We start from the raw sequence: 23176 nt of genomic DNA on the forward strand, positions 1-23176 counted from the left end.
GCATTGGTGATTTCCATGTTGACTATTCCTGTAAATGGGACTATACGACCCTCAAAAACGCATCCGGCTGGAATTTCCCATTTGTGATTTACTCTTGTTATTTCCGTGATGCTTCCGTAGTAATATTTGCCGCTTGACGGGGCATCGGATATGAAGCTTCCTTCGAACGAGTCGCCATTGGCATATTCGATTTTACCGTACCCGAAATGCCCGTCGGACAGCCTTCCGGTAAAGCGGTCGCCATCTTCTGTTGTTAATGTGCAATCAAAAGTACCTGTATAAGGCTTTTTATCTTTGATTGTTCCAGTAAAACTACAATTAGCCGGGTAGGTCCATGTTTTATAGCTAAATCTGATAACGCCCTCAAGTGTAAACGTCATTGTTCCGTGATTAGAAGAAAAAATCATTTTTCCATCCCGAATAGAACTCGTAGTAATTTCGCCCTCGAAAACATCTCCGTTGGCAAATTTATAGGTTCCGCGTTTACATTGATCATTATTCCATTCTCCGTCGAGCTGATCTCCGTTGGCAAAATACATAATGCCCTTGCCATGTTTGATTTTTTTCTTGCCAATGAAAACTTTATTGATTAGGGCGTATTCTGAATATTTCTTGGGACTGCCTTTCCGGATTTCTCCAACATATTTTACCCCATTCTCATATTTAATGGTGGCGTGTTTGGGTTTGGATGATTGGGCGAAGCTGTTAGGGACGGAGAACAGTGAGCCGATTAGGATTGCGAGTAAAAGCAGACGTTTCATGATAAGTTATTCGATGTAATTTTATAGTCTAATCCAGTTTCCTCCAAAGCGAAGTCGGAGTTTCTTCTCCGTTCATATTTGTAGACGTAACTTCTCCGATCTTCTCAATTTGCAAAGCTCGGCTGTTATGTCCGAGATAATTGCCTATAAACCTTGCGATAATGATATTCCTAGCCCGGATGTCGCCTTCGTCCGCATGTGCGATCAACATACGTTCGTAATAGTCTTTGAAATCTTGCGGAAAAGGATTGGTGACCCGGTGCGAGTCAAAGGTAGGTTCGGCGATGTCCTCGTAAATGTACTTGTACAACGCATCGTTACCTAATTCTTTGAGAATCGAGTAGGCTGTAATTTTCTCCATGACGGTAAGTGTTTGCGCCACCCAGCCCCGATTTGGCATGATTACAAAAAGAAAGTGTGGAGCTGCCCGGTTTATTCGAATAGAGGTTCTGGAATACCTTTGCTGAAATAAACTGACACAAGACCCCACACCTGTATAGTATGGGGATTATGATCTCGCATACCAATACAAGTGATGAGTGCCGTCGTTTACCCTCAGCAAATTGAATTTTCCAGATTCCTATTCGAGGTTAAATCGAAACACTTTCACCAATATACGCCGCTTGCGCGACAAGACAAAGGTAAAAAATATTTCGCAATTGACGACACCCATCGGGGCCTTGTTGTGCAAATTTCGCCAAACATGCTTTCGGGTATTATCTACGCAGGGATGCAGATATAATAAAAAGAAGCCGGAACCCCTCGATAAGGTTCCGGCTCCATTTATCAAATGGTTGGTCTACTTGAATGTTACACCATATTTTTGGCAAATATAAAAAAAGGTTGCTATTTGAATTTTTTTATAATTGTGTCTCAGGCATTGCCGATACTGCTTTGCGCATTTGTCCGGGTTGTAGTTCGGATGTAAACTGCTAATGGCTTGGAATAACGGCAATCCCTTAACGCCATATTCAGAGGCGAGTGCGCATCCGATGTCGAACCATTCGTTATAGTTTCGAGTGATGTCTATTTTTTTACGTTTCAGTTTATGGATGAGAATTATTACTCGTTCATAAGTTTTATGCCGCTCGGCTACCGTTTTTGAGGAAACGGGACGCTCTGAATATATTTGTTGTAGTGAAATTTCGTATTCTCTATTTACTGTTTTTGAATATGCTTTTGCTTGTGTATTAAGATAGGCCTGTCTATCGTAGCTGACAATTCGTAGACGAGTTACATCCATACAACTTCGGTCTGCTTTTAATCCTGTTAGGTTTTCGATTTCGATCATGAGAGAGTTAAGATGTTCCCAATGTTTGGTGGGATCTGCAATACGAAATATCAGGTAAATGCCATGACCGCTTAATGATAATCCGCCATAGAATAAACTGTCGAAATGGTCTGCAATAATTTTGATTTGTTTATGCCACTCTGTTCCACTTCGAGGGTTGTTGGGGTCAGCGTCAATATCAATGCAGACCATGCAACTATGGCGGAATAAATTTTCCTTGCACCGTTTCCCTCTAAATAATCCGCTGGGAGTGATCGCAGGTAAATTGCGTTTCATGGCTTGCCGTTTTTGGGGGTCTTTACATTTTCTGTATGCAATGACTCTATCTTTAAACCGCGTCATTACCAGCCAATAAATTAATTTCCCATATGCGGCAGGCTGAGGTGTGTAGCAGTTTTTGAAGGCCGAAACATAGACCTTTTGAGTGAAGGGGACGATTTCAACACAATCGTTGTCTATTTTCTGATTATAATTTATTTTTTCATTTTTCATGTGTTTGATTTTTATTTTAGGGGGTTTCTATTTTTTTGTAAATTGGCCTATATTTGTATTATAGGCCAATTTTTTCGATGTGGTTTTGAGTCAGTTCTATTCTGTTTTTGTCTCTTTTTTGCGCGGTCTTCCACCCTTTTTGCCATATGGTGCGCCTAATTTCCCGAATGATTTGCCAGCCATGCCTGCAATCTGTCTTTTCTTTTGTGCTTTAATGAACGGTCGAATTGTTCGCAGGATTCCTAATACAGGTTTAGGGAGGTCCTCATTTTTTATATTGGTGAACGCATATTCAACAATTGCCTTAAAGGCTAAAAATTGATTTTCTTTTGATAAAGTCTGTATTGAATTATAATATGAATAATAGAATCGAAAATAACTTTTGTCAAGGTCATCATCAGCATCAATATCGGGTTCCGCTGTTTTTGTTGAAGCTTTGAAGACTTCTTCGAACGTCGGAACTGGAGCATATATTCCGGCCCTTAATATTTGCCTCGGGGGTTGTGGTTTCTTAATTTCGTTGTTCATGATCTGTGAGTGGTTATATTCTCGATTCGGTAATTACACTCTTGTTCAATAGAGGGGCAGGTATTCTGTTTCATCCATTCTTCGATTTCCTGCCGGATGAATACAAGGCGTCGTCCACCATGGGCGGGCTTATGAAATGGGATGAGCCGTTGATGCGTGAACTTATAGATCGAGGCCTTGGCATAGCCCGAGAGCTTAGCTACCTCATCGATACACATTACATCGGAGCGAATCGGCGCAGGTTGGGATTTGAGATTAAGAGAGAAATAAAGCTCTTTGAACTGTTTTACAGTAAGAGCTGCGATGGGGAAATCATCCCCGAATTTTGAGTAAGAATTATTATGCATAAGCTTAAAAAATTAAGTTATGCACTCCTAATACGAATGGATATTTTGAGGGTAATTTTATTTTATTATAAATATTTATTATAGTCTCTAATTATCAGCATTTTGCGCTTTTCCATTTTGAGTGGCTTATATCGCTTTTTATAGATTGAATAAAAAAATATGACTGAAAAATATCAGTCATATTATATTGATTATTAGTGATTTTTTAGATGTGATGTAGAAAAAGATACTATTGGCTGAAGTTTTTTTACTTTTTTTATGCGGTTCTCGTGTTGTTTATATAATTTATCCTGTTATGTGAATTTTATATCCTGCTATATAAATCTGTGCCGGCGGAATATTTTTTCTAATTCTCTGAAAATATATTTGTCTTTTGGGCTATGGTTGGCAGCAGTTTTAACTTTGTTTGCCATATGCCAGACCGTGTTATAGGAGTTGATCTTCAATTCGGCCATGAGCCATTTAACAGATACTTTTCGGGGGTAAAACGATATTGCATAAATGACATAGCACCATTTAATTAAATCGATGCGTGTCTTGAAAAATATTGTCTCTTGTAGGGTAGACCATTGTATACTGCAATGATGACAAAAAATATTTTTTGAAGCGTATTTGCTTCTGCTGTGGGTATTGAATCTTTTGCATTTAGGGCAATATGCTCTCTTCCAAATTGTATCGTAAATTAGGTCAAGGATGTCGTTTTCAGAACCTACTCTTTCTGAGAAATCATCGTAATCTACTATGTCGTCGTACATTAGAATCCAAAATAATTTTGCAACTTGATTATGCCGTCCTCGTGCTTTTGTGGATTTTTTCCTTTCAGTTTTCGGATGTTCAGTAGCTTCCATTGAATCGACGGATAATGCTGGAAATCCCGGTATTCCGATGCGTCCCAATCCGGCGTTCCGTCCTCGAATCCGAGTAGAAACGCCTTGTCGGTCGGAGTCAGATGGTGGTTGATATACTCGACCAGTCGGCGGCGGGTCGCTTCGTACTGCTCGTAGGTGAACGGTGTCGAGGACATTCCTTCGAACTGGTTGGTCAAGGCGTCGCGCTGGTCGTTGAAATTGGGGTTAAGCGATTCCAAGATCGGGCGGTCGCTTCCCAGCAGGCAGAAGATGAAACCGCGCCTGATCTGGTCAAAGTCTTTAATATAATCGAGCATCAGGCTTACATCGAACAGGTCGCGCGGGTGCTGGCGGTCGAGTGCCGCCGTGATCTTGCCGCCGTAGAGTTGTGACAGCGGCACGATGCGGGCTTTGCAGAATACGCCGAAATCTTCTTGGGCGAGATCGCATAAGGGTAATTCGACGGGCGGCGAGATGATGCCGCGCTTCACGTCGTTTACCTCCACTTTGACGAAATGCCCGTTATGGGTGCAGATCAGTTTGTTGGGAACTTCGCGTACCGCAATGCCCGGTATTGCGGCCTCGATTTTGGCTTTAACCGCTTTCAGCCGTTCTTTGATATGGGCGAGGCTTGCTTCCCGCGGTTCGACGGGAATATAGGTCAGGTCGATGTCTACCGAATAGCGCGGCAGATTTTGCACGAACAGATTGATTGCCGTGCCGCCGTGAACGGCCAAACATTCTTCCGTCGAAATAATCGGGATGATGCGGAGCAACAGCCGTACACGCTCTTTGTACTCTTGGTTAATCATTTTTCAGTTCTGCCGGGATTGTGATTTGGTACTTCTTATCGTAAACGCCCCCTTTGGCGATTACCCGTTTGCCACTGCCGAGGTCTATTTTGTCGAGGTCGAGGGCCTCGAACCACGCATGACGGGCCTTTTCGGCCATAAAGAGGAACAGCCGCTTCACTTTGACGGAACGGCACTCCTCTAACAGTCGTTGCACCTTCTTCGGCGGGAGTATCGACAGCATTTCCATCACATAATAGAGGTCGGTAATGTCGTAATACTGTGGTGCGAGGTGCAGACACTCCATAAATGCCCGCTCCGGGGTAGAGATCGGTAACTCGAAAACCCCTTGTTGGGTAGTAGTGATTCCGGTGTCGGAGTTGAATATTTCGGTGGTAAATAGCCGGAGCGTAACGCCCCAGTCGTATTTTCTGAACCAAAGCGGTAAATACTCTTTTTGCGGAGCAGACAGCGAAACGGTCGGCCTGCCCATCGGGAGGTAGTGCGAATAGCCATGTATCTCCAATGCCGACATGGCTCCGATTGTTAGGTGTTTGCCGGTCTGCGTATTGAGGCTGTATATGGCTCCGTATAATGTCGGCGTATCGCCCGTGCGGATCATTACTCCCGTGCCTATGGGGGTCAGCCATGCGGATTTTATGTAACGGTGCTGTAAGTCGTTGGAGATGTTTTTGAGTTTCATCCATGACGACAAATAGACTGCTCCGGGTGGGAGGGACTGTAATAGCTGGTTTATTTTTGTTTGCGGTGTCGTACTCATAGTACAAATATACAAAAAATATTAAACTGTTGTTGGCCTATTACAAAACTTTCGCTGCCTCATTGATTACCTTGTTGTCGAAACTGTCGAGATAGGTATTGGTCGTTTCGAGGTCGGCATGGCCGAGCATCTGTGAAATGATTTCACGCGGGATTTTATTGTATTGCAAGGTCATTGCCATTGTATGACGGCTCACATAGCTTGTCAAATGATAGTCGATGCTGAGTTCTTCGGCCAACGATTTCAAGTATTTTTGATATTTGGCGTAACGGCTTCGGATGTGGTTGTATAGCTTCTCGCCCGTATAGCCGGAACGGGTAATGATCGGTAACAAATAGTTATCGACGGTTGGCGAGGCAGATTTCAACCGTTCGATCAATCCTTGAATCTCCGGCGTGATATGGATTCGGATGGCGGTTACGTTCTTTTGGTGCTTAATCTTATTGCGTTTGTAGACGATATAATTCCCGTCTGCCAGTCGTTGAACATGATTGGTCGTAAGGTAGGCCATATCGACGAACGACATTCCGTAACAATAATAGGAGAACAGAAAGAGTTGTCGTGCGTATTCGTTCTGCGGATTCTGTGCAGGCGTATCTTTGAGTTTTTGCAAGTCTTGAGGCGGAAGGTAGCGTTTTTCCGTCGCTTCTTCCAACTTGGCGATCTCGAAGCCGCCTTTCCCGAACGGATAGGCTGCTTCCGAACCGATGCCTTCTCGGTTCGCTTGATTCAAGATTGCCCGCAATGCTTTGAAATAATATTTGCGGGTATTGCCCTTGCAACCCCGTTTTTGGAGGAACGTATCGAAATTGCGTACATAACGTAGGTCGATGTCGGAAAATAGCCGTTGATTCAACTTGCTGTCATAGTATTTAAGCAATCGAAGCGTCTCGAAATAACATTTAGCATTGCCCGTATGTCCGGTATCCCGGAGCGTTTGGACATGATTTTCAAGATATGCGCAGAATTTGCCCTGCTTGGAAGGATTCAAAAATGCGTCCTCAAATTGATTCAGCGTCCAGTCAATGCCGTCTATCTCGAATTTCTCAATAATCTCGCGGGCGCGGGCCTTGACTTTATCCAGAAAGGCATTGTCCTGAATCCGTTTCTTATTGGCCTCCCGCTGCTTTTCGCCTTTCAGATTCCGTTCGATGATAAGTCGTTCGGCCGAATTGTCCCAATAGGCCGGATCGACGTATAATTTCAGACTGATGCGCTTGCGACAGCTATTTTTAGTGACGCATAATTGGAGAATGTGATACCCCATTGAGTTGGGTTTGTATTTCCGTAAAACGATGCGAACAGAGTAGGCCATTTTCCGATGCAAAATAATTGGTGGTACAAAAGTGGTACAAGAAAAATCGCAATAGATGACAATAAGTCAAAATCGCAATTCTCTGTACATGATGTAAATATACTAAAATAAAGTTAATTACTTTTATCGAAAAAAATAAATTTCACCTCTGGGGGGCGCGTGGTCGCAAGTTCGAATCTTGTCACCCCGACTTTTCGAAAAGCCTTGATAATCTGATGATTGTCGAGGCTTTCTTGTTTTTGTATCTGTTCGTATGGGTAGGGCTGTGCGGGCGGGGGAATACGATTCTGCGGGGAAATACGTTATTTTATGGGATACGGAAGATGCGGGCGGTGCGGGAAACCCGGAAGGCCGCGGACGGGAGGTTTCAAATTTTTTCTTATCTTTGTAGCGGATTCCGTATGGCGGCCGTCGTTTTTTTGCCTTGAGGCCGCCGATTCTTGCCGGCTCGCCCGTGAGCGGCGGCTGTTGATATTCGCCCGGAGGGCTGTTATTTTTCCCGGGTATATCGTCTGAATGCGGAGGAATTTGCAGGGGAGCCTGCGGTTCCGGGTGTATCTGTGATTTTATTGCGCCGTGCCTTTTTTTGTACGCTGACGACCGTACCGGGGACATTGCCGCCCGCATCCGAAAATTATAACGGAAAAATAAACGATAGTGCTTATGAAACAAAGGAAAATGCTTTCATTCACGCTTTACCAGCTCGGGCTGCTTTTCCGCCAGGAGCTGCCGGGACTTGTTGCCCAGGCCGATGCGAGCCGCGATGCCGGGGAGTTCCGGGCCCGGCTCGAAGAGTTCGTCGCCCGGCATGCGGCGGCGCAGGGCGAGGCGGCGGAACAGATTCGCCTGCTGATCGGCTACGACGGGCGGGAGGTGAGCGAACTTTCGACCGGTGAGCAGATGCCCGTGCGGACGCTGGAATTGCTGTGGCAGTTCCTCACGGGGCGGCTGGAGAACCCGGAGATGCGTTGCGACCTGTTCATCGACCTGTTTTTCCTGTTCAAGCGCCTTGAGGGGCTGGAGTTGCAGCCGCTCACGCCGCAGCGCGTCCGTATCCGCAGCGATCGCTGGCCGACGGGGCTCGATCCCGAGGTGGCGGAGGTGCGCGCCCGGAACAGGGAGCGTATGCTCCACCTCTTGGTGCAGAAGATCGAGAACCGCAAGTCGACCCCTTCGCGGTTCCGTTTCGAGGAAGGGATGACCTACGAGGATAAATACCGTCAGGTAGGCGTCTGGTGGGGCGATTTCCGGTTCCACCTGGCGATGGCCGTGAAGAGCCCTTCGGAGTTGAACCGGTTTCTGGGCAACTCGCTTTCGGCGGAGACCATGTACCTGCTGTCGAAGGCCCGCAAGAAGGGGATGCCGTTTTTCGCCACGCCTTATTACCTCTCGCTGCTGGACGTCACCGGCAAAGCGTACGACGACGAGGCGATCCGCAGCTATATCCTCTATTCGCCGCAGCTGGTCGAGACCTACGGGAATATCCGCGCCTGGGAGAAGGAGGACGTCGTCGAGGCCGGAAAACCCAATGCGGCCGGGTGGCTGCTGCCCGACGGGCACAATATCCACCGCCGTTACCCCGAAGTGGCGATCCTGATCCCCGATACGATGGGGCGTGCCTGCGGCGGGTTGTGCGCCTCGTGCCAGCGGATGTACGACTTTCAGAGCGAACGGCTCAATTTCGAGTTCGAGAGCCTGCGCCCCAAGGAGAGCTGGGATCACAAACTGCGCCGCCTGATGGCTTATTTCGAGGAGGACACGCAACTGCGCGATATCCTCATCACGGGCGGCGACGCCCTGATGAGCCAGAACAAGACGCTGCGCAATATCCTCGAGGCGGTCTACCGCATGGCCTGCCGCAAGCGCAAGGCCAACCAGGCGCGTCCCGACGGTGAAAAATATGCCGAGTTGCAGCGCGTGCGGCTGGGGTCGCGCCTGCCGGCTTATCTGCCGATGCGCATCGACGACCAGCTGGTGGAGGTGCTGAAGGAGTTCCGGGAGAAGGCATCGGCCGTCGGCGTGAAGCAGTTCGTCATCCAGACGCATTTCCAGTCGCCGCTGGAGGTGACGCCCGAGGCGCGGGAGGCTATCCGGAAGATACTTTCCGCCGGGTGGCTCATCACCAACCAGCTGGTATATACCGTCGCGGCATCGCGCCGCGGGCATACCACCCGGCTGAGGCAGGTGCTCAACTCGCTGGGCGTGGTCTGTTACTATACCTTCTCGGTGAAGGGCTTCGGCGAAAACTATGCCGTCTTCACGCCCAACAGCCGCTCGATGCAGGAGCAGCAGGAAGAGAAGCTCTTTGGGCGGATGACCGCGGAGCAGACCGCGGAACTGGATGCGGCGCTGACCGGCGAGGGCGACACGGCCGGGCGCATCCGCCGCTTCATGAAGAAACACCGGCTGCCGTTCCTGGCCACCGACCGCAGTGTGCTGAACCTGCCGGCCATCGGCAAGAGCATGACCTTCCGGCTGGTGGGCATCACGGCCGAGGGGAAGCGTATCCTGCGCTTCGACCACGACCGTACGCGCCGCCACAGCCCGATCATCGACCGTATGGGCGAGATCTACATCGTGGAGAACAAGTCGGTGGCAGCCTATCTGCGCCAGTTGGAGAAGATGGGCGAGGACGCGGAGGATTACGCCAGCATCTGGGGTTACACGCACGGTCAGACCGAGCCGCGTTTCGGGCTGTACGTCTACCCCGACTTCCCGTTCGGGGTGACCGGCCGGGTGAGCAATCTGGAGCTGGAGTAGTTGCCGGTGGAAAAAGCAGGGGCCCGGCCGGATGCGCTCCGCCGGGCCCCGATATATTTGGATATATCAGAAATTCTTATTATCTTTGTGTAAAGTATAATAGGGCCGGTCGAAGAAGGATCACTGACAAGGATCGGGCCGGAAGAACAGCACCCGAATTATGAAACCGTCCGAACGATTGCAGTCGCTCGATGCCCTGAGGGGGTTCGACATGCTCTTTATCATGGGGTTCGCCTCGCTCGTCGTCGCCGTGTGCGGCCTGTGGCCCAACGCTGTGACCGACAGCATTGCCAGCCAGATGGGGCATGCCAGCTGGGACGGCTTCACCCACCACGATACGATCTTTCCGCTGTTCCTCTTCATTGCCGGGGTGAGCTTCCCCTTTTCGCTTTCCAAGCAGCGTTCGCTGGGGTTGTCGACCGGGACGATCTATGCGAAGATTGTCCGCCGCGCGCTGACGCTGGTGTTGCTGGGGGTGGTTTACAACGGGTTGTTCAGGCTCGATTTCGAAAACCTGCGTATTGCCAGCGTACTGGGGCGTATCGGCCTTGCATGGGGCATAGCCGCGGTGCTGTACCTCAATTTCGGGGTGAAGGCGCGCATTGCGATCGCTGCAGCCATACTGGTCGGTTACGGCCTGTTGTCGGCACTGGTGGCGGCACCCGACGTCGCGGGCGCAGGGCCATTGACCCGGGAGGGGTGCCTGGCAGGGTATGTCGACCGGCTGCTGTTGCCGGGTAAGTTGTATGGCAAGACGTTCGACCCCGAGGGGCTGCTGAGTACGGTGCCCGCCGTGGTGACGGCCATGCTGGGCATGTTTACGGGGGAATTCGTGCGGCGGCAGGACTTGTCGGGCGGCCGCAAGGCGTCGTGGATGATTGCGGCGGCCGTGGCGCTGCTGGTCGCAGGGCTGGCTTTCAACGGGGTGGTGCCTGTGAATAAATCGCTGTGGTCGAGTACGTTCGTATGTGTCGTGGCTGCCTATTCGCTGGCGATGTTCGCCCTGTTCTACTACCTGATCGACGTCAGGGGATGGCGCCGCTGGACGCTCTTCTTTCGCGTCGTGGGACTCAATTCGATCACGATCTATCTGGCCCAGCGTATCGTGGGCTTCGGGCGCATATCCGATTTCTTCCTCGGGGGCGTGGCGTCGAAATGCCCGGAGGCACTTGCCGCCGTGGTTGACAGTGCTGGCTATGTGGCCGTCTGCTGGCTGTTTCTCTATTTCCTTTACAGAAAGAACGTCTTTCTGAAGGTGTAGCCTGCGGATTCCGTCAGGTACTGCGCGCAGGCGCGGCTGGCGCGGAGTTTGCTTCACGCCCGACGGGGCGTATAATAAAAAATCATTGCTATGAATAAGACGATTCACCGCGCACAGACGCGCGGACACGCCGACCACGGTTGGCTCGATACCTACCATACGTTCAGTTTTGCCGGATATTACGATCCCCGGCGAATCCATTTCGGCGCCCTGCGGGTGCTCAACGACGATACGGTCGCCCCGGGCGAAGGATTCGGGACGCATCCCCACGATAACATGGAGATCGTGTCGATTGCGCTCGAAGGTGCGCTCCGCCACGGCGACAGCATGGGGAACATGCAGGAGCTGCGTCCGGGGGAGATTCAGGTCATGTCGGCCGGGACGGGCATTACGCACAGCGAGATGAACGCCAGCGACACGAAGCCCGTGAAATTCCTGCAGATATGGGTGCTGACCGATGCGGAGAACCATACGCCGCGTTACAACCAGATCCGGCTGGCGCCGGCAAAGCGCAACGAATTGAGGACGATCGTGGCTCCCGAAGGCCGCGGTGGCGAAAACACGGGCTGGCTCCATCAGGATGCCTGGTTCTCGACGCTCGACCTGGACAAGGGGCATGACGTTGAATACCGGATGCATACGCCCGGGAACGGGGCCTATGTCTTCGTGATCGAAGGGCTGGCCGAGGTGGACGGCGAAGTGCTCGGCCGCCGCGACGGCATGGGGGTCTGGGATACCGACGGCTTCGGGATCAGGGCTTCGGCCGACGCCCAGGTGCTGGTCATCGAGGTGCCGATGCGTTAACGGGCGGATATATAGGTGAAAGCCTGCTGGAAACCAGCAGGCTTTTTTTATTGCTGCCGTGCCGCACCGGCCGGGCGGAAACGGAAATCCCCTTCCGCCCGGCCGAAGACAGTGTATTTTTCGTATCTTTGTTTGTCGGTTCCGGCAAAATATCGTTGAATTCGTAAATGAGATACGCTATGAAAAATTATTTCGTCGCACTCGCCTTCACGGCGCTGTTCCTGCCCGTGGCCTGTGCCTGCGGCACGCCCGAACCCGCCCGCAGCGGGGACGGGGATCCCCTGCCCGGGAACCCCGGGGCAAAGAGCTACAAGAACCCGGTTTTCCGGGAATTCCTCGTGGCCGACCCCACGGTAATACGCGCCGAGGACGGGAATTTCTACCTCTATGCGACCGAGAGCGGAAAGAACAACATCCCCATCCTGCGCTCGTCCGACCTGGTGAACTGGACGAAGGTCGGCGAGGTCTTTACGGCGGAGAACCATCCGCAGATAACCGACAAGGCCGGGGCCAACCTCTGGGCGCCGGACATCAACAAGATCGGCGACAGGTATGTGCTGTATTATTCCCAGCCGGGGGAGAACAACAAGCACGCCATCGGCGTGGCGTCGGGCCCCTCGCCTGTCGGGCCCTTTACCGACCACGGGAAACTGATCGGCAGCGACGAGATCGGGGTCGATATTTCGATCGACCAGTTCTACATCGAGGAGGACGGACACAAGTACATGTTCTGGGGAAGTTTCCGGGGCATCTGGGCGATTGAACTTGCGGACGACGGGTTATCGCTCAAACCCGGGGCCGGGAAGCGTAAGATCGCCGGCGACCAGTACGAGGGCACCTACATCCACAAGCGGGACGGATACTATTAGCTGATCGTCTCGACGGGCGATTTCATGAAGGATTACCATGTGGTCGTCGGCCGCAGCCGGTCGCTGATGGGGCCTTATGTCGATCGTGCGGGGCGCGACATGCTCGGCGTGCACCACGAACTGGTCGTGGGCAACGGCAACGGGTTTGTCGCCCCGGGGCACAATGCGGAATTCGTTACCGATGATAAGGGGCAGGACTGGATGCTGTACCATACCCGGCTCGAGGTGGGCGGGCCGCGTTACCTGATTCTCGACCGGATCGAATGGAATGACGGGTGGCCCGAGGTGCGCGGGCACGTACCCGCCCGGAGTGCCGAAGCTCCCGTTTTCGAGTAGCCCGGCTGGCAAGCCGTGCGATGTCCGTGCGTGCGGCGTCCATGCCTGTGACCTGTCTGCGCCGTCCGTACCTGCGACCTGCCTGCGGCATCGCGGTTGACGCGGCCGGGGCGGGCGTATTGCCGGCAGGAAGAGAGAATCCCGGCGGGATCCCACATGGGTTCCTGCCGGGATTTTTACGGATCGGACAGCCCCCCCCCGGATCAGAACTCCGAGGTGAAGTGGAAGCGGATGTCCTTGAAATTCTCCTGCGCCAGCGCCAGCCCGTAGCTCGTGTCGGCGAGGAAGACGTCGCGGCCGTGCTTGTCGACGGCCATGTTGGTGTGCTTGCGGCGCTTGAAATCGGCCAGCTGCGCGGCGTTGTCGCTCTCGATCCAGCAGGCTTTGTAGATCGAGATCGGCTCCCAGCGGCAGGCGGCGTTGTATTCGTGTTCGAGTCGGTACTGGATGACTTCGAACTGGAGCGCCCCGACCGTGCCGATGATCTTGCGGCCGTTGAGCGAGGATACGAACAGCTGCGCCACGCCTTCGTCCATCAGTTGGTCGACGCCCTTGGCGAGCTGCTTGAATTTCAGCGGGTCAGCGTTCTCGATGTAGCGGAACTGCTCGGGGGCGAACGACGGGATGCCCGTGAATTTGAGCTTCTCGCCCTCGGTGAAGGTGTCGCCGATCTTGAAGTTGCCCGTATCGTGCAGGCCGACGATGTCGCCCGGGTAGGCGAAGTCGATGACCGATTTCTTTTCGGCCATGAAGGCCGTCGGCGAGGAGAACTTGAGCTGCTTGCCGCTGCGTACGTGCAGGTAGTTATGGTTGCGCTCGAACGTCCCGGAGCAGATTTTCAGGAAGGCGATGCGGTCGCGGTGATTGGGATCCATGTTGGCGTGGATCTTGAAGACGAAGCCCGTCATCTTCGGCTCGGCGGGCTCCACGGTGCGGGTCGCGGTGGGCGCCGGGCGCGGCGAGGGGGCGATGCGGACGAAGCATTCGAGCAGTTCGCGCACGCCGAAGTTGTTGACCGCCGAGCCGAAGAACACGGGGGCCAGCTCGCCGCGCAGGTAGGCCTCGCGGTCGAACTCGTCGTAGACGCCTTCGACCAGCTCGACGTCCGAGCGCAGCTGTTCGGCGAATTTCCCGCCGATGTAGCTGTCCAGCTCCGGCGACGCGAGGTCGGAAATCTCGGCGGTTTGGGCGTCGGCCGTGAGTTTCTCGTCCGACGTGAAAAGCGAGAGGTTCTTTTCGTAGAGGTTGTAGACCCCGCGGAACGTGGGGCCGTTCGAAATGGGGAAGGCCAGCGGCCGCACGCGGATGCGCAGTTCCTTTTCCACCTCGTCCAGCAGGTCGAAAGGCTCCTTGGAGGGGCGGTCGAGTTTGTTGATGAAGACGATCACCGGCGTCGAACGCATACGGCACACCTCCATCAGTTTGCGGGTTTGCGACTCGACGCCCTTGGCGCCGTCGATGACGATGATGACCGAATCGACGGCCGTCAGCGTGCGGTAGGTGTCTTCGGCGAAGTCCTCGTGTCCCGGGGTGTCGAGGATGTTGATCTTGGTGCCCTTGTATTCGAAGCCCATCACGGCCGTGGCGACCGAGATGCCGCGCTGGCGCTCGATCTCCATGAAGTCCGACGTGGCGCCTTTCTTGATCTTGTTGCTTTTGACCGCCCCGGCGACGTGGATGGCCCCGCCGAAGAGCAGCAGCTTCTCGGTGAGGGTGGTTTTACCCGCGTCGGGGTGGGCGATGACCGCGAAGGTGCGGCGGCGTATGATTTCTTCCTGTAATGTCATGAACCTGAAATGTCTCTTTTATAGTTACCGCAGGGGTGCTGCCGGGCGCTGTCGTCGCGGCCTTTGGCCGTGTTTACAAGTCTGACCCACCCCTAAATCCCCGCCTCGGCGGGGACTTCTGTCCGGCGGAACGCCGGAACAGGGCGCTGTTATTTATAGTTCCTTTATTATCTATACTTCCTTTTCCTTGTTCGGGTAGTCGGCGTTGTAGTGGCAGCCGACCGACTCCTTGATCTCTCGGCCCTGTTTGATTACCAGGTAGGCCACGGCGATCATGTTGCGCAGCTCGCACAATTCGCGGTTGGGCTTGGTCTTGTTATAGAGCTCCTCGGTCTCCTGCCAGAGTATCTCGAGGCGGCGCATGGCGCGTTTGAGCGAGAGGTTCGAGCGGACGATGCCCACGTAGTTGGACAGGATGGTCTGCATCTCGCGCTTCGACTGGATGATCATCAGCATCTCCTCGGTGTGCTGCGTGCCTTCGAAGTCCCAGTCGGGGATGCCCTCCTGGATGTCGACCTTGGGGAGCAGCGACGCAGCGTGGCGTGCGGCCTGGTCGGCATAGACCACCGCTTCGATCAGCGAGTTGGAAGCGAGGCGGTTGGCTCCGTGCAACCCCGTGCAGGAGGTTTCGCCCAGCGCGTAGAGGTGCCTGATCGAGGTCTCGCCGTTGGTGTCGACCTTCACCCCGCCGCAGCAGTAGTGCGCTGCGGGCGTCACGGGAATCCAGTCGCGGGTGATGTCGATGCCGATCGAAAGGCATTTTTCGTAGATGTTGGGGAAGTGACTGCGGATGGCTCCGGGGTCTTTGTGCGTGACGTCGAGGTAGACGAAGTCCGAGCCCCGCTTGGTCATTTCGCGGTAGATGGCGCGGGCCACCACGTCGCGCGGCGCCAGCGATTTCATCGGGTGGTATTTGTCCATGAACTCCTCGCCGGAAGGCAGGCGAAGGATGGCACCGAAACCGCGCATGGCCTCCGTGATGAGGAAATTGGGTTTCTCGCCGGGGTTGTAGAGCGTCGTGGGGTGGAACTGGATGAACTCCATGTTCTCGGTGATGGCCTTGGCGCGGTGGCACATGGCGATGCCGTCGCCCGTGGCGACGACCGGGTTGGAGGTCGTGGAGTAGATATTGCCGCAGCCGCCCGTGGCCACGACGGTGAACTTGGCGAGCATGGTCTCGATCTCGTTGGTGGCGAGGTTGAGCACATAGGCGCCGAAGCAGGCCAGCCCGCGCGTATGGCGCGTGACGAATTCGCCCAGGTGGTGCTGCGTCAGGAGGTCGATGGCGAAATGGTGTTCCAGCACCGTGATGCCGGGGTGCCGGCGAACCGACTCGACCAGCGCCCGTTCGATCTCGGCGCCCGTGAGGTCTTCGTGGTGGAGGATGCGGTGTTCGGTATGCCCGCCCTCGCGGTTCAGTTCGAACCGGCCGTCGGGGGTTTTGTCGAAGCGCGTGCCCCATTCGATCAGGTCGCGGATCAGCTCCGGAGCACGTTTCACGACCAGCTCGACGGCTGCCTCGTCACATTTGCCGGCTCCGCAGACCAGGGTGTCGCGGATATGTTTTTCGAAGGTGTCGGGAGCATAGGTCACCGAGCAGATGCCGCCTTGTGCGTAGTTGGTATTGCACTCGTTTATTTCGCCCTTCGTGACGATCGTGACATGCCCGTGGGCCGCGGCCTTGAGCGCGAACGAAAGCCCCGCTGCGCCGGAACCGATAACCAGAAAGTCGGTTTTCATAGTTTTGTGAGCAATTATGCGACGCAAAGTTATAAAAAATGCCCGGTAATCGGGTCTTCCGCCGGGAAAAACCTGTGCAAAAACAGGGCGATCTCCCCGGGATGCCCGTTTCTGTCGGCTATATTTCCCTCCGCAGCGGGCCATATCCGGATTTTTTCCTACTTTTGTCACGATACAACCCTGATTATTCTATGAAAAAATTGCTACTGGCCTTTGCCGCAGGCGTGTGTCTGTCCGCCTGCGCCACCCACGATCCAAAAATCTCGATCGTACCTTATCCCAACCACCTCGAACCCGGGCACGGGACGTTCGCCGTCAAGGGCGAAGGCGTCGTGTGCGACAGCCGTGCCGACGAGCGGACGCAGCGCGCCGTGGCGGAATTCGCCGCGCAGCTGGCGAAAACCTCCGGCGGGGAGAACCCCGTGACCGTCGCCGACGAGCTTCCCGCCTCGGGCATCCGCTTCGTCCTCGACCAAACGCTGCCGGAAGAGGGGTACCGGCTCGATGTCACCCCGAAGGGCGTCGAAGTCCGTGCGTCGCGTTTCCCCGGCTTTTTCTACGCCGTGCAGAGCCTGCGGCAGATGCTGCCCGCGGCGGTTTACGGGACGGAGCCTGCGCCCGGCGAGGAGTGGGTGCTGCCGTGCGTGAGCATCGAGGATGCCCCGCGTTTCGCTTACCGGGGCATGCACCTCGACGTGGCGCGCCATTTCTTTTCGGTCGAAGAGGTGAAACGCTACCTCGACGTGATGGCGATCCACAAGCTCAACCGCTTCCACTGGCACCTGACCGACGACCAGGGGTGGCGCATCGAAATCAAAAAGTACCCTGAGCTGACGACCGTGGGCAGCATCCGCAAGAAAACCATGATCCGCAAGGAGTGGGACAACTACGACAATACGCCCTACGGCGGTTATTATACGCAGGACGAGATCCGCGACATCGTGGCGTATGCGGCCGACCGCGCCATTACGGTGATCCCCGAGATAGACCTGCCGGGCCATATGCTTTCGGCGCTGACCGCCTACCCCGAGTTGGGGTGTACGGGCGGCCCGTACGAGGTCTGGGGTCGTTGGGGCGTGGCCGACGACGTGCTGTGCCCCGGGCAGGAGAAGACTTTCGAATTCCTGGAGGACGTGCTGGACGAGGTGGTCGGCCTGTTCCCGTCGGAGCTGATCCATATCGGCGGCGACGAGTGCCCGAAGGTGCGCTGGGAGAAGTGCCCCCGCTGCCAGGCGCGTATTCGCCAGCTGGGGCTCAGGGACAAGGACGGCTATACGGCCGAACACTACCTGCAGGGGTACGTGACCGACCGCATCGGGAAATACCTGGCCGAACGCGGCCGGCGCATCATCGGTTGGGACGAGATACTCGAAGGACAGGCGCCGTCGGACGCCATCGTCATGTCGTGGCGCGGCAGCGCGGGCGGCATCAAGGCCGCGAAGCTCGGCCACGACGTGATCATGACTCCCAATTCGCATTTCTATTTCGACTACTACCAGTCGCCCGACGCCGATGCCGAACCCTTCGGGATCGGGGGCTGCGTGACCATCGACAAAGTCTATTCGTTCGACCCGATGGCCGATCTGACACCCGGGCAGCAGGCGCATATCCTCGGCGTGCAGGCAAACCTCTGGACGGAGTACATCGCTTCTGACGACCACCTGGAATACATGCTCCTGCCGCGTCTGGCGGCGCTGAGCGAGGTGCAGTGGTGCCAGCCCGGGGTGAAGGACTGGGTGCGCTTCCGCGACGGGTTCCGCATGGACAGGATCTATTCGCAGATGGGGTACGTATTCGCCAAGCATATCTTCGGCATCAAGGGATCGTATGCCGTAGACCCGCAGAAGGGCGCCGTGGTGATGACCCTCACCACGCAGGGCGACGTCCCGATCCACTATACGCTCGACGGCTCGGAACCCACGGCCGCCAGCCCGCGTTACACGGGGCCGGTCGAGATCGGCAAGAGCGCCCGCTTCAGGGCGACGGCATTGCGCGAGGGCGGCGAGAACGCTTCCTATTCGCGGGAGTTCGCATTCAGCAAGTCGACAGGGCGCCCTGCGGTGCTCAATACCAAGCCCAACGACAGCTATACCTTCGAAGGGGCTTCGCTGCTGGTCGACGGTTACCACAGCCGCCCGGTCTTTACGAGCGGTGCCTGGCTGGGGTATCTGGACGAGCCGCTCGACGTGACCATCGACATGGGCGGGGAGCAGTCCTATCGGTCGGTGGAGCTGGAGACGCTCGCCGAGAAGGGCGACTGGATATTCCCGCCCTCGTCGGTTACGGTGTGGGTTTCGGATAACGGGACGGATTTTACCGAGGTGGCCTCGGTCGCGGTGCCCGAAGCGAAGGCCGGGGATGCCGACGGCATCGGGCGTTACCGGATGCAGTTCCCCGAAACGTCGGCCCGTTACCTGAAGGTGGTCGCGCAGAATGCCGCTGCGATCCCGGCCTGGCACCCGGGCGCCGGCAGCAAGGGATTCCTGTTCGTGGACGAGATCGTGGTGGAATAATCGCGACGGGTGCCCGCCGCAGTGTCCGGGAGGTTTCCGGCGGGACATTCGGGGCGTACCTGTGCGGCCTTCGGGGCGTTGCCCGGGTGGCCGGCAGGACGGATAGCCCGGGCGTTCGGATAAGTTTCGGCAGGGGCCGTGCGGTATTTTCGTACGGCCCCTGTCGTTTTGCAAGGGCGGTTTTTCGGGCGCAGGTGTCCGTCCGATTTAAAAAAAACGTACATTTGTGCCCATGATTGAACGACATATCGACATAAACCGATTCGACTACGACCTGCCCGACGGGCGGATCGCCAAATTCCCGCTTCCGGAGCGGAGCTCTTCGAAGCTGCTCGTGTACCGGGGCGGGGAGATCTCGGAGGCGCATTTCGCAGACATGGGCGACGTGCTGCCCGAGGGGCAGCTGCTGGTATTCAACAATACGAAGGTGATCCGGGCGCGGATCATCATGCACAAGCCTTCGGGGGCGCGGATCGAGGTTTTCTGCCTCGAACCCCGCGACCCGGCCGACTACGAGCGGGCGTTCGCCGTCACGGGCACCTGCCAATGGTCGTGCATCGTGGGCAACCTCAAGAAATGGAAGGAGGGCTACGTGGAGATCAATTTCGAGCACGAAGGCCGTCCGGAGTATCTGCGGGCATGGATTGCAGAGAACCGCGGCCGCGAACACACCGTGCGTTTCGAATGGTCGGCGGCGATGACCTTCGGACAACTGCTCGAACACCTCGGCCGGATTCCGATCCCGCCCTACCTGAACCGCGAGAGCGAGCAGATCGACTATACGCGCTACCAGACCGTCTATTCCAAGTTCGAGGGATCGGTGGCGGCGCCTACGGCGGGGCTGCACTTTACCCCGGAGCTGATCGGGGGGATGAAGGCGCGCGGCTTCGGATTCGAGGAGGTGACGCTGCACGTCGGGGCGGGGACGTTCCTGCCCGTGAAGGACGAGGACGCCGCGAAGCATCCGATGCACACCGAGCATTTCGAGGTACGGCGTGCGACCGTCGTGGCGCTGCTCGCCAAGCTGGGCGCGGTCACGGCCGTGGGGACGACCTCGGTGCGGACGCTTGAATCGCTTCCGGCGCTGGCGTGGCGTATCCGCACGGCGGGAACCCCCGATACGGGGCGGGTTGTCGGGCAGTGGGAGTTGTACGACATTCCGGCGGATTACACCGGGCGCGATGCGCTGGAGGAGTTGCTCGCTTATATGGATGCGAAGGGGCTCGACCGGATCAAGGCCGCGACGCAAATCATGATCGCGCCGCTGGGGTACGAGTTCCGCATCGTGCGCAACATCATCACCAATTTCCACCAGCCGAAGTCGACGCTGCTGCTGCTGGTCTCGGCATTCGCGGGCGAAGACTGGCGGCGCATTTACGACTATGCGCTCTCGCATGATTTTCGCTTCCTGAGCTACGGCGACTCGTCGGTGCTGATGCGCTGACGGGCGCAGGGCAGCGGGCGGACGGATATACGAAAACAGCAAATCGGAGAATCATATGGCAATAGAACGGGTCAGGGCTTATCTGGAACAATACGGCGCTGCGGGCAGGGTGCTGGAATTCGGCGTGTCGAGCGCCACGGTCGAGCTGGCGGCCAAAGCGCTGGGGTGCGAACCCGGCCGGATCGCCAAATCCCTGTCGTTCGGCGTCGGGGAGGGGTATATCGTGATCGTGACGGCCGGTGACTGTAAGATCGACAACGCGAAATACAAGGCGAAATTCCATGCCAAGGCCCGGATGCTGACCCCGCCGGAGGTGGAGGAGCATATCGGCCATGCCGTGGGCGGAGTCTGCCCGTTCGGGGTGAACGACGGGGTAGCGGTCTATCTGGACGAATCCTTACGGAGATTCGGAACCGTCTTCCCGGCATGCGGGAGCAGCAACAGCGCCATCGAACTCACCATCGAGGAGCTGGAACGCTATTCCCGGTGTGCGGAGTGGGTGGATGTCTGCAAAAGGATCGGACAATAGCGCCTCAAACGTCCCTGCCGCCTTCCGTTTGCGGCGGAGAGGTGATGTAGCGATGTAGCGGTGCGGCGCCCGCGGCATCGCTGCGGTGCCTGCGGGGGTGTCTATCCGACTATTGTGGCGAACAGTTCCAGGTGCCCGTCGACATAGCGGGCGAGCGTTTCGGTCACCTCCTCTTCCATCTCGCCGAACTCCTCCTCCAGTTCGTCGAACGCTTCGTACTGTTCGTACATGGCCATGAACTCCTCGTCGGTGCGCTCCCTTTCGAGGTCTTCGCGGTGGGCGTCGTAGATCTTTTTTGCGGCGTATCCCAGTTTCGAGAACCGTTCCGCGCCCCACAGGCGCATTACCCTGGCGAACGGGTTGCCGAAGATGTAGGCCCCGTAACCGTTCTGGATAAGCTGGCAGAACCCGCCTTCGGTCACTTCGTCGCGGAAGATCCGGTAGGCCAGCAGCGAATGCTGTTCGCCGTTGAGCCGGGAGATCGTCTCGGCCGTGGGGTCGCCGCCGAGCGCCTCGCGGTATTTGTCGGTAAAGGCCCGGAGGAACGCGTCCATCCCTTCGGCGGCAGCCGTCTGCAGGGCCGTGTCTGTAATTTCGATCAAAGTCGTCGTTTTTAGTCCGTAGTATTTTCGGGAGCCTTCCCGGAGGGCGTGTTATGCTTCCGGTTCGGGGGTGTAGCTGCGCAGGGCGAGTTTCTTGACCCAGACCACGAAGCCGCCCGTGAGGATGAGGTTCAGCACCAGCGTGAGCACCGAGATGATGAGCGCCGGGCCGCCGAGGCTGTATCCGAGGGCGATGAAGATTACGCCTGCGCCCACCTCGCCGCGGGTGAACATGCCGATCGAGAGCGCCAGGCGCTCGCTGATCTTACGGTCGCGGTAGAAGAAGAGCGGCACCAGCTTGCCCAGGTTCGAAAGCACGGATACCGCCACGACATGCAGGAGGAGGGTGCCCCACGGCATCATGGGTTGCGATCCCGTGACCGAGGCGGCGGCCGCGGTGTCGGCCGGGGCGCCCGTGACGAGCGGCATGCTGAGGCCTACCAGCAGCATGAAGAGGAACGATATGCCGGTGGAGACGCGTTGCTCCGTCGGTGTGTCGATGTGCTTGTGTTTCATGAGCATGCCCACGACGAAAGCCGGGAGCAGCACTTCGATGTGGATGCTGTTTTCGGGGCCGTAGAGCTTCGCCGTGGCGATGTAGACCGCCTGCGTCAGGGCGCAGACCACGACGGCCAGCCCGAGGATGGTTTTCCAGTCCTGCCGTACGTTCCACCGCGCCTGCCAGCGCCAGCCGGCGGCCAGCAGCACGACGACGATGGCGATGATGGCGAACATCTGCCACCGCAGGCCGATCATCAGGATTTGCAAGGGGATCATCAGCAGGATAGTGTCCAGGTCGTCGAAAATCGCCAGCACCTGTATCTTTTTGTAGATCCAGCTTTGCTTGAGGCTCAGCGCCGCGAGCATCGTGAAGAGGATGCCGGCCGAGGTCGGGGCTGCGAAACGGCTCAGCAGCAGGTTCTCTTTCCAGGCCTCGCCGCTGCCCCACAGCGAGGGCGGCAGCAGGACGAAAATATAGTAGAGTACGATGAGTATCCAGGGCAGCGCCGCGGTGGCCATGGCGATGAAGTAGTCGGCCGTGTAGGATCGCCAGCGGGATTTGTCGATCTCGAATTCGCGCCCCACGTTGATCATGATGAACCCCAGGCAGACGTAAAGCAGGGTGTCGGAGCAGGTTTTGAAGCTTGCGTATCCTGCACCGAGCGCCCCCGGTAGGAGTTGGGAGATGACGAGTCCCAGCATCAGGAATAAGGAAAAGGAAAGGACTTTTCGCATTAATTGATAGTTGTTTAGAGATATATGGGGTGCTTTTGGGGACAAAGATAATAATTTATGGGATTCCCCCGAAACCCGAGACGCCGTTCGTGAAAAAAATAACAATTAGGAAACCTCAATTCACAATTATTTTGTACCTTT

The 23176-nt window shown here is 55.8% G+C and carries 17 protein-coding genes and 2 pseudogenes; 7 read left to right on the forward strand and 12 right to left on the reverse strand.

All coding sequences use genetic code 11. The features are described 5' to 3' along the window. The 8 genes and pseudogenes from B3C38_RS00630 to B3C38_RS00665 all read right to left on the reverse strand — a co-directional run. Window positions 1-761 (reverse strand): annotated as a pseudogene (locus B3C38_RS00630) (hypothetical protein); the annotation flags it as partial. Between the two features lie 28 nt (window positions 762-789). Then, the gene (locus tag B3C38_RS00635; RefSeq protein WP_286724193.1) at window positions 790-1122 is read right to left on the reverse strand and encodes a hypothetical protein; all 333 of its coding nucleotides are present in this window, start codon (window positions 1120-1122) and stop codon (window positions 790-792) included. A gap of 438 nt (window positions 1123-1560) precedes the next feature. Next, window positions 1561-2544, reverse strand: coding sequence for a PriCT-2 domain-containing protein (locus B3C38_RS00640; RefSeq protein ID WP_286724195.1), 984 nt, complete (start codon window positions 2542-2544; stop codon window positions 1561-1563). A gap of 96 nt (window positions 2545-2640) precedes the next feature. Next, window positions 2641-3072, reverse strand: coding sequence for a DUF6291 domain-containing protein (locus B3C38_RS00645; protein WP_286724197.1), 432 nt, complete (start codon window positions 3070-3072; stop codon window positions 2641-2643). Next, window positions 3069-3419 carry a helix-turn-helix domain-containing protein gene (locus B3C38_RS12560; protein ID WP_349677379.1) on the reverse strand — a complete coding sequence of 117 codons (351 nt, stop codon included), beginning with the start codon at window positions 3417-3419 and terminating at the stop codon, window positions 3069-3071. The genes B3C38_RS00645 and B3C38_RS12560 overlap by 4 nt, the downstream gene beginning before the upstream one ends. 754 nt (window positions 3420-4173) lie before the next feature. Next, window positions 4174-5079 (reverse strand): nucleotidyl transferase AbiEii/AbiGii toxin family protein, encoded by a 906-nt coding sequence (locus tag B3C38_RS00655; RefSeq protein ID WP_286724199.1) that lies wholly within the window; start codon window positions 5077-5079, stop codon window positions 4174-4176. Then, window positions 5072-5839 carry a type IV toxin-antitoxin system AbiEi family antitoxin gene (locus B3C38_RS00660; RefSeq protein ID WP_286724201.1) on the reverse strand — a complete coding sequence of 256 codons (768 nt, stop codon included), beginning with the start codon at window positions 5837-5839 and terminating at the stop codon, window positions 5072-5074. The genes B3C38_RS00655 and B3C38_RS00660 overlap by 8 nt, the downstream gene beginning before the upstream one ends. Before the next feature lie 40 nt (window positions 5840-5879). Next, window positions 5880-7154 (reverse strand): site-specific integrase, encoded by a 1275-nt coding sequence (locus B3C38_RS00665; RefSeq protein ID WP_281511971.1) that lies wholly within the window; start codon window positions 7152-7154, stop codon window positions 5880-5882. A gap of 663 nt (window positions 7155-7817) precedes the next feature. Here B3C38_RS00665 and B3C38_RS00670 point away from each other — a divergent pair. From B3C38_RS00670 to B3C38_RS00685, 4 genes and pseudogenes are all read left to right on the forward strand, one after another. Beyond that, window positions 7818-9914 carry a KamA family radical SAM protein gene (locus tag B3C38_RS00670; RefSeq protein WP_286724205.1) on the forward strand — a complete coding sequence of 699 codons (2097 nt, stop codon included), beginning with the start codon at window positions 7818-7820 and terminating at the stop codon, window positions 9912-9914. A 160-nt stretch (window positions 9915-10074) separates the two neighbouring features. Beyond that, complete coding sequence (locus tag B3C38_RS00675; RefSeq protein WP_032135381.1) at window positions 10075-11175, forward strand: acyltransferase family protein; 1101 nt, start codon at window positions 10075-10077, stop codon at window positions 11173-11175. A gap of 90 nt (window positions 11176-11265) precedes the next feature. After that, window positions 11266-11979: a pirin family protein gene (locus tag B3C38_RS00680; RefSeq protein ID WP_286724207.1), complete on the forward strand. Its 714-nt coding sequence runs from the start codon at window positions 11266-11268 to the stop codon at window positions 11977-11979. Between the two features lie 179 nt (window positions 11980-12158). Further along, window positions 12159-13184: pseudogene (locus B3C38_RS00685) on the forward strand (family 43 glycosylhydrolase). A gap of 203 nt (window positions 13185-13387) precedes the next feature. Here B3C38_RS00685 and B3C38_RS00690 read toward each other — a convergent pair. Both B3C38_RS00690 and nadB read right to left on the reverse strand, forming a co-directional pair. Then, entirely contained in the window at window positions 13388-14971 is a 1584-nt protein-coding gene (locus tag B3C38_RS00690) for a peptide chain release factor 3 (RefSeq protein WP_286724208.1), read from the reverse strand. Between the two features lie 171 nt (window positions 14972-15142). After that, window positions 15143-16711, reverse strand: coding sequence for an L-aspartate oxidase (gene nadB / locus B3C38_RS00695; protein ID WP_286724211.1), 1569 nt, complete (start codon window positions 16709-16711; stop codon window positions 15143-15145). A gap of 191 nt (window positions 16712-16902) precedes the next feature. On the opposite strand from nadB, the gene B3C38_RS00700 reads away from it, so the two are divergent. From B3C38_RS00700 to B3C38_RS00710, 3 genes are all read left to right on the forward strand, one after another. Beyond that, a complete protein-coding gene (locus tag B3C38_RS00700; protein WP_286724212.1) occupies window positions 16903-19224 on the forward strand; it encodes a family 20 glycosylhydrolase in 2322 nt (773 codons plus the stop codon). Window positions 19225-19456: 232 nt separating this feature from the next. After that, window positions 19457-20668: an S-adenosylmethionine:tRNA ribosyltransferase-isomerase gene (locus B3C38_RS00705; protein WP_286724215.1), complete on the forward strand. Its 1212-nt coding sequence runs from the start codon at window positions 19457-19459 to the stop codon at window positions 20666-20668. A 55-nt stretch (window positions 20669-20723) separates the two neighbouring features. Further along, window positions 20724-21197 (forward strand): YbaK/EbsC family protein, encoded by a 474-nt coding sequence (locus tag B3C38_RS00710; RefSeq protein ID WP_055204208.1) that lies wholly within the window; start codon window positions 20724-20726, stop codon window positions 21195-21197. 101 nt (window positions 21198-21298) lie between these two features. On the opposite strand, the gene B3C38_RS00715 is transcribed toward B3C38_RS00710, so the two are convergent. Both B3C38_RS00715 and B3C38_RS00720 read right to left on the reverse strand, forming a co-directional pair. Further along, on the reverse strand, window positions 21299-21799 hold the full coding sequence (locus tag B3C38_RS00715; protein WP_286724260.1) for a DMP19 family protein: 501 nt from the start codon (window positions 21797-21799) through the stop codon (window positions 21299-21301). Window positions 21800-21850: 51 nt separating this feature from the next. Continuing rightward, window positions 21851-23035 carry a sodium:proton antiporter gene (locus B3C38_RS00720; RefSeq protein WP_286724262.1) on the reverse strand — a complete coding sequence of 395 codons (1185 nt, stop codon included), beginning with the start codon at window positions 23033-23035 and terminating at the stop codon, window positions 21851-21853. Between the last annotated feature and the right edge of the window lie 141 nt (window positions 23036-23176).

Origin of the sequence: Alistipes sp. UBA1686 (assembly GCF_002320215.1) — a bacterium.
In the GTDB taxonomy this organism is placed as follows: domain Bacteria; phylum Bacteroidota; class Bacteroidia; order Bacteroidales; family Rikenellaceae; genus Alistipes; species Alistipes onderdonkii.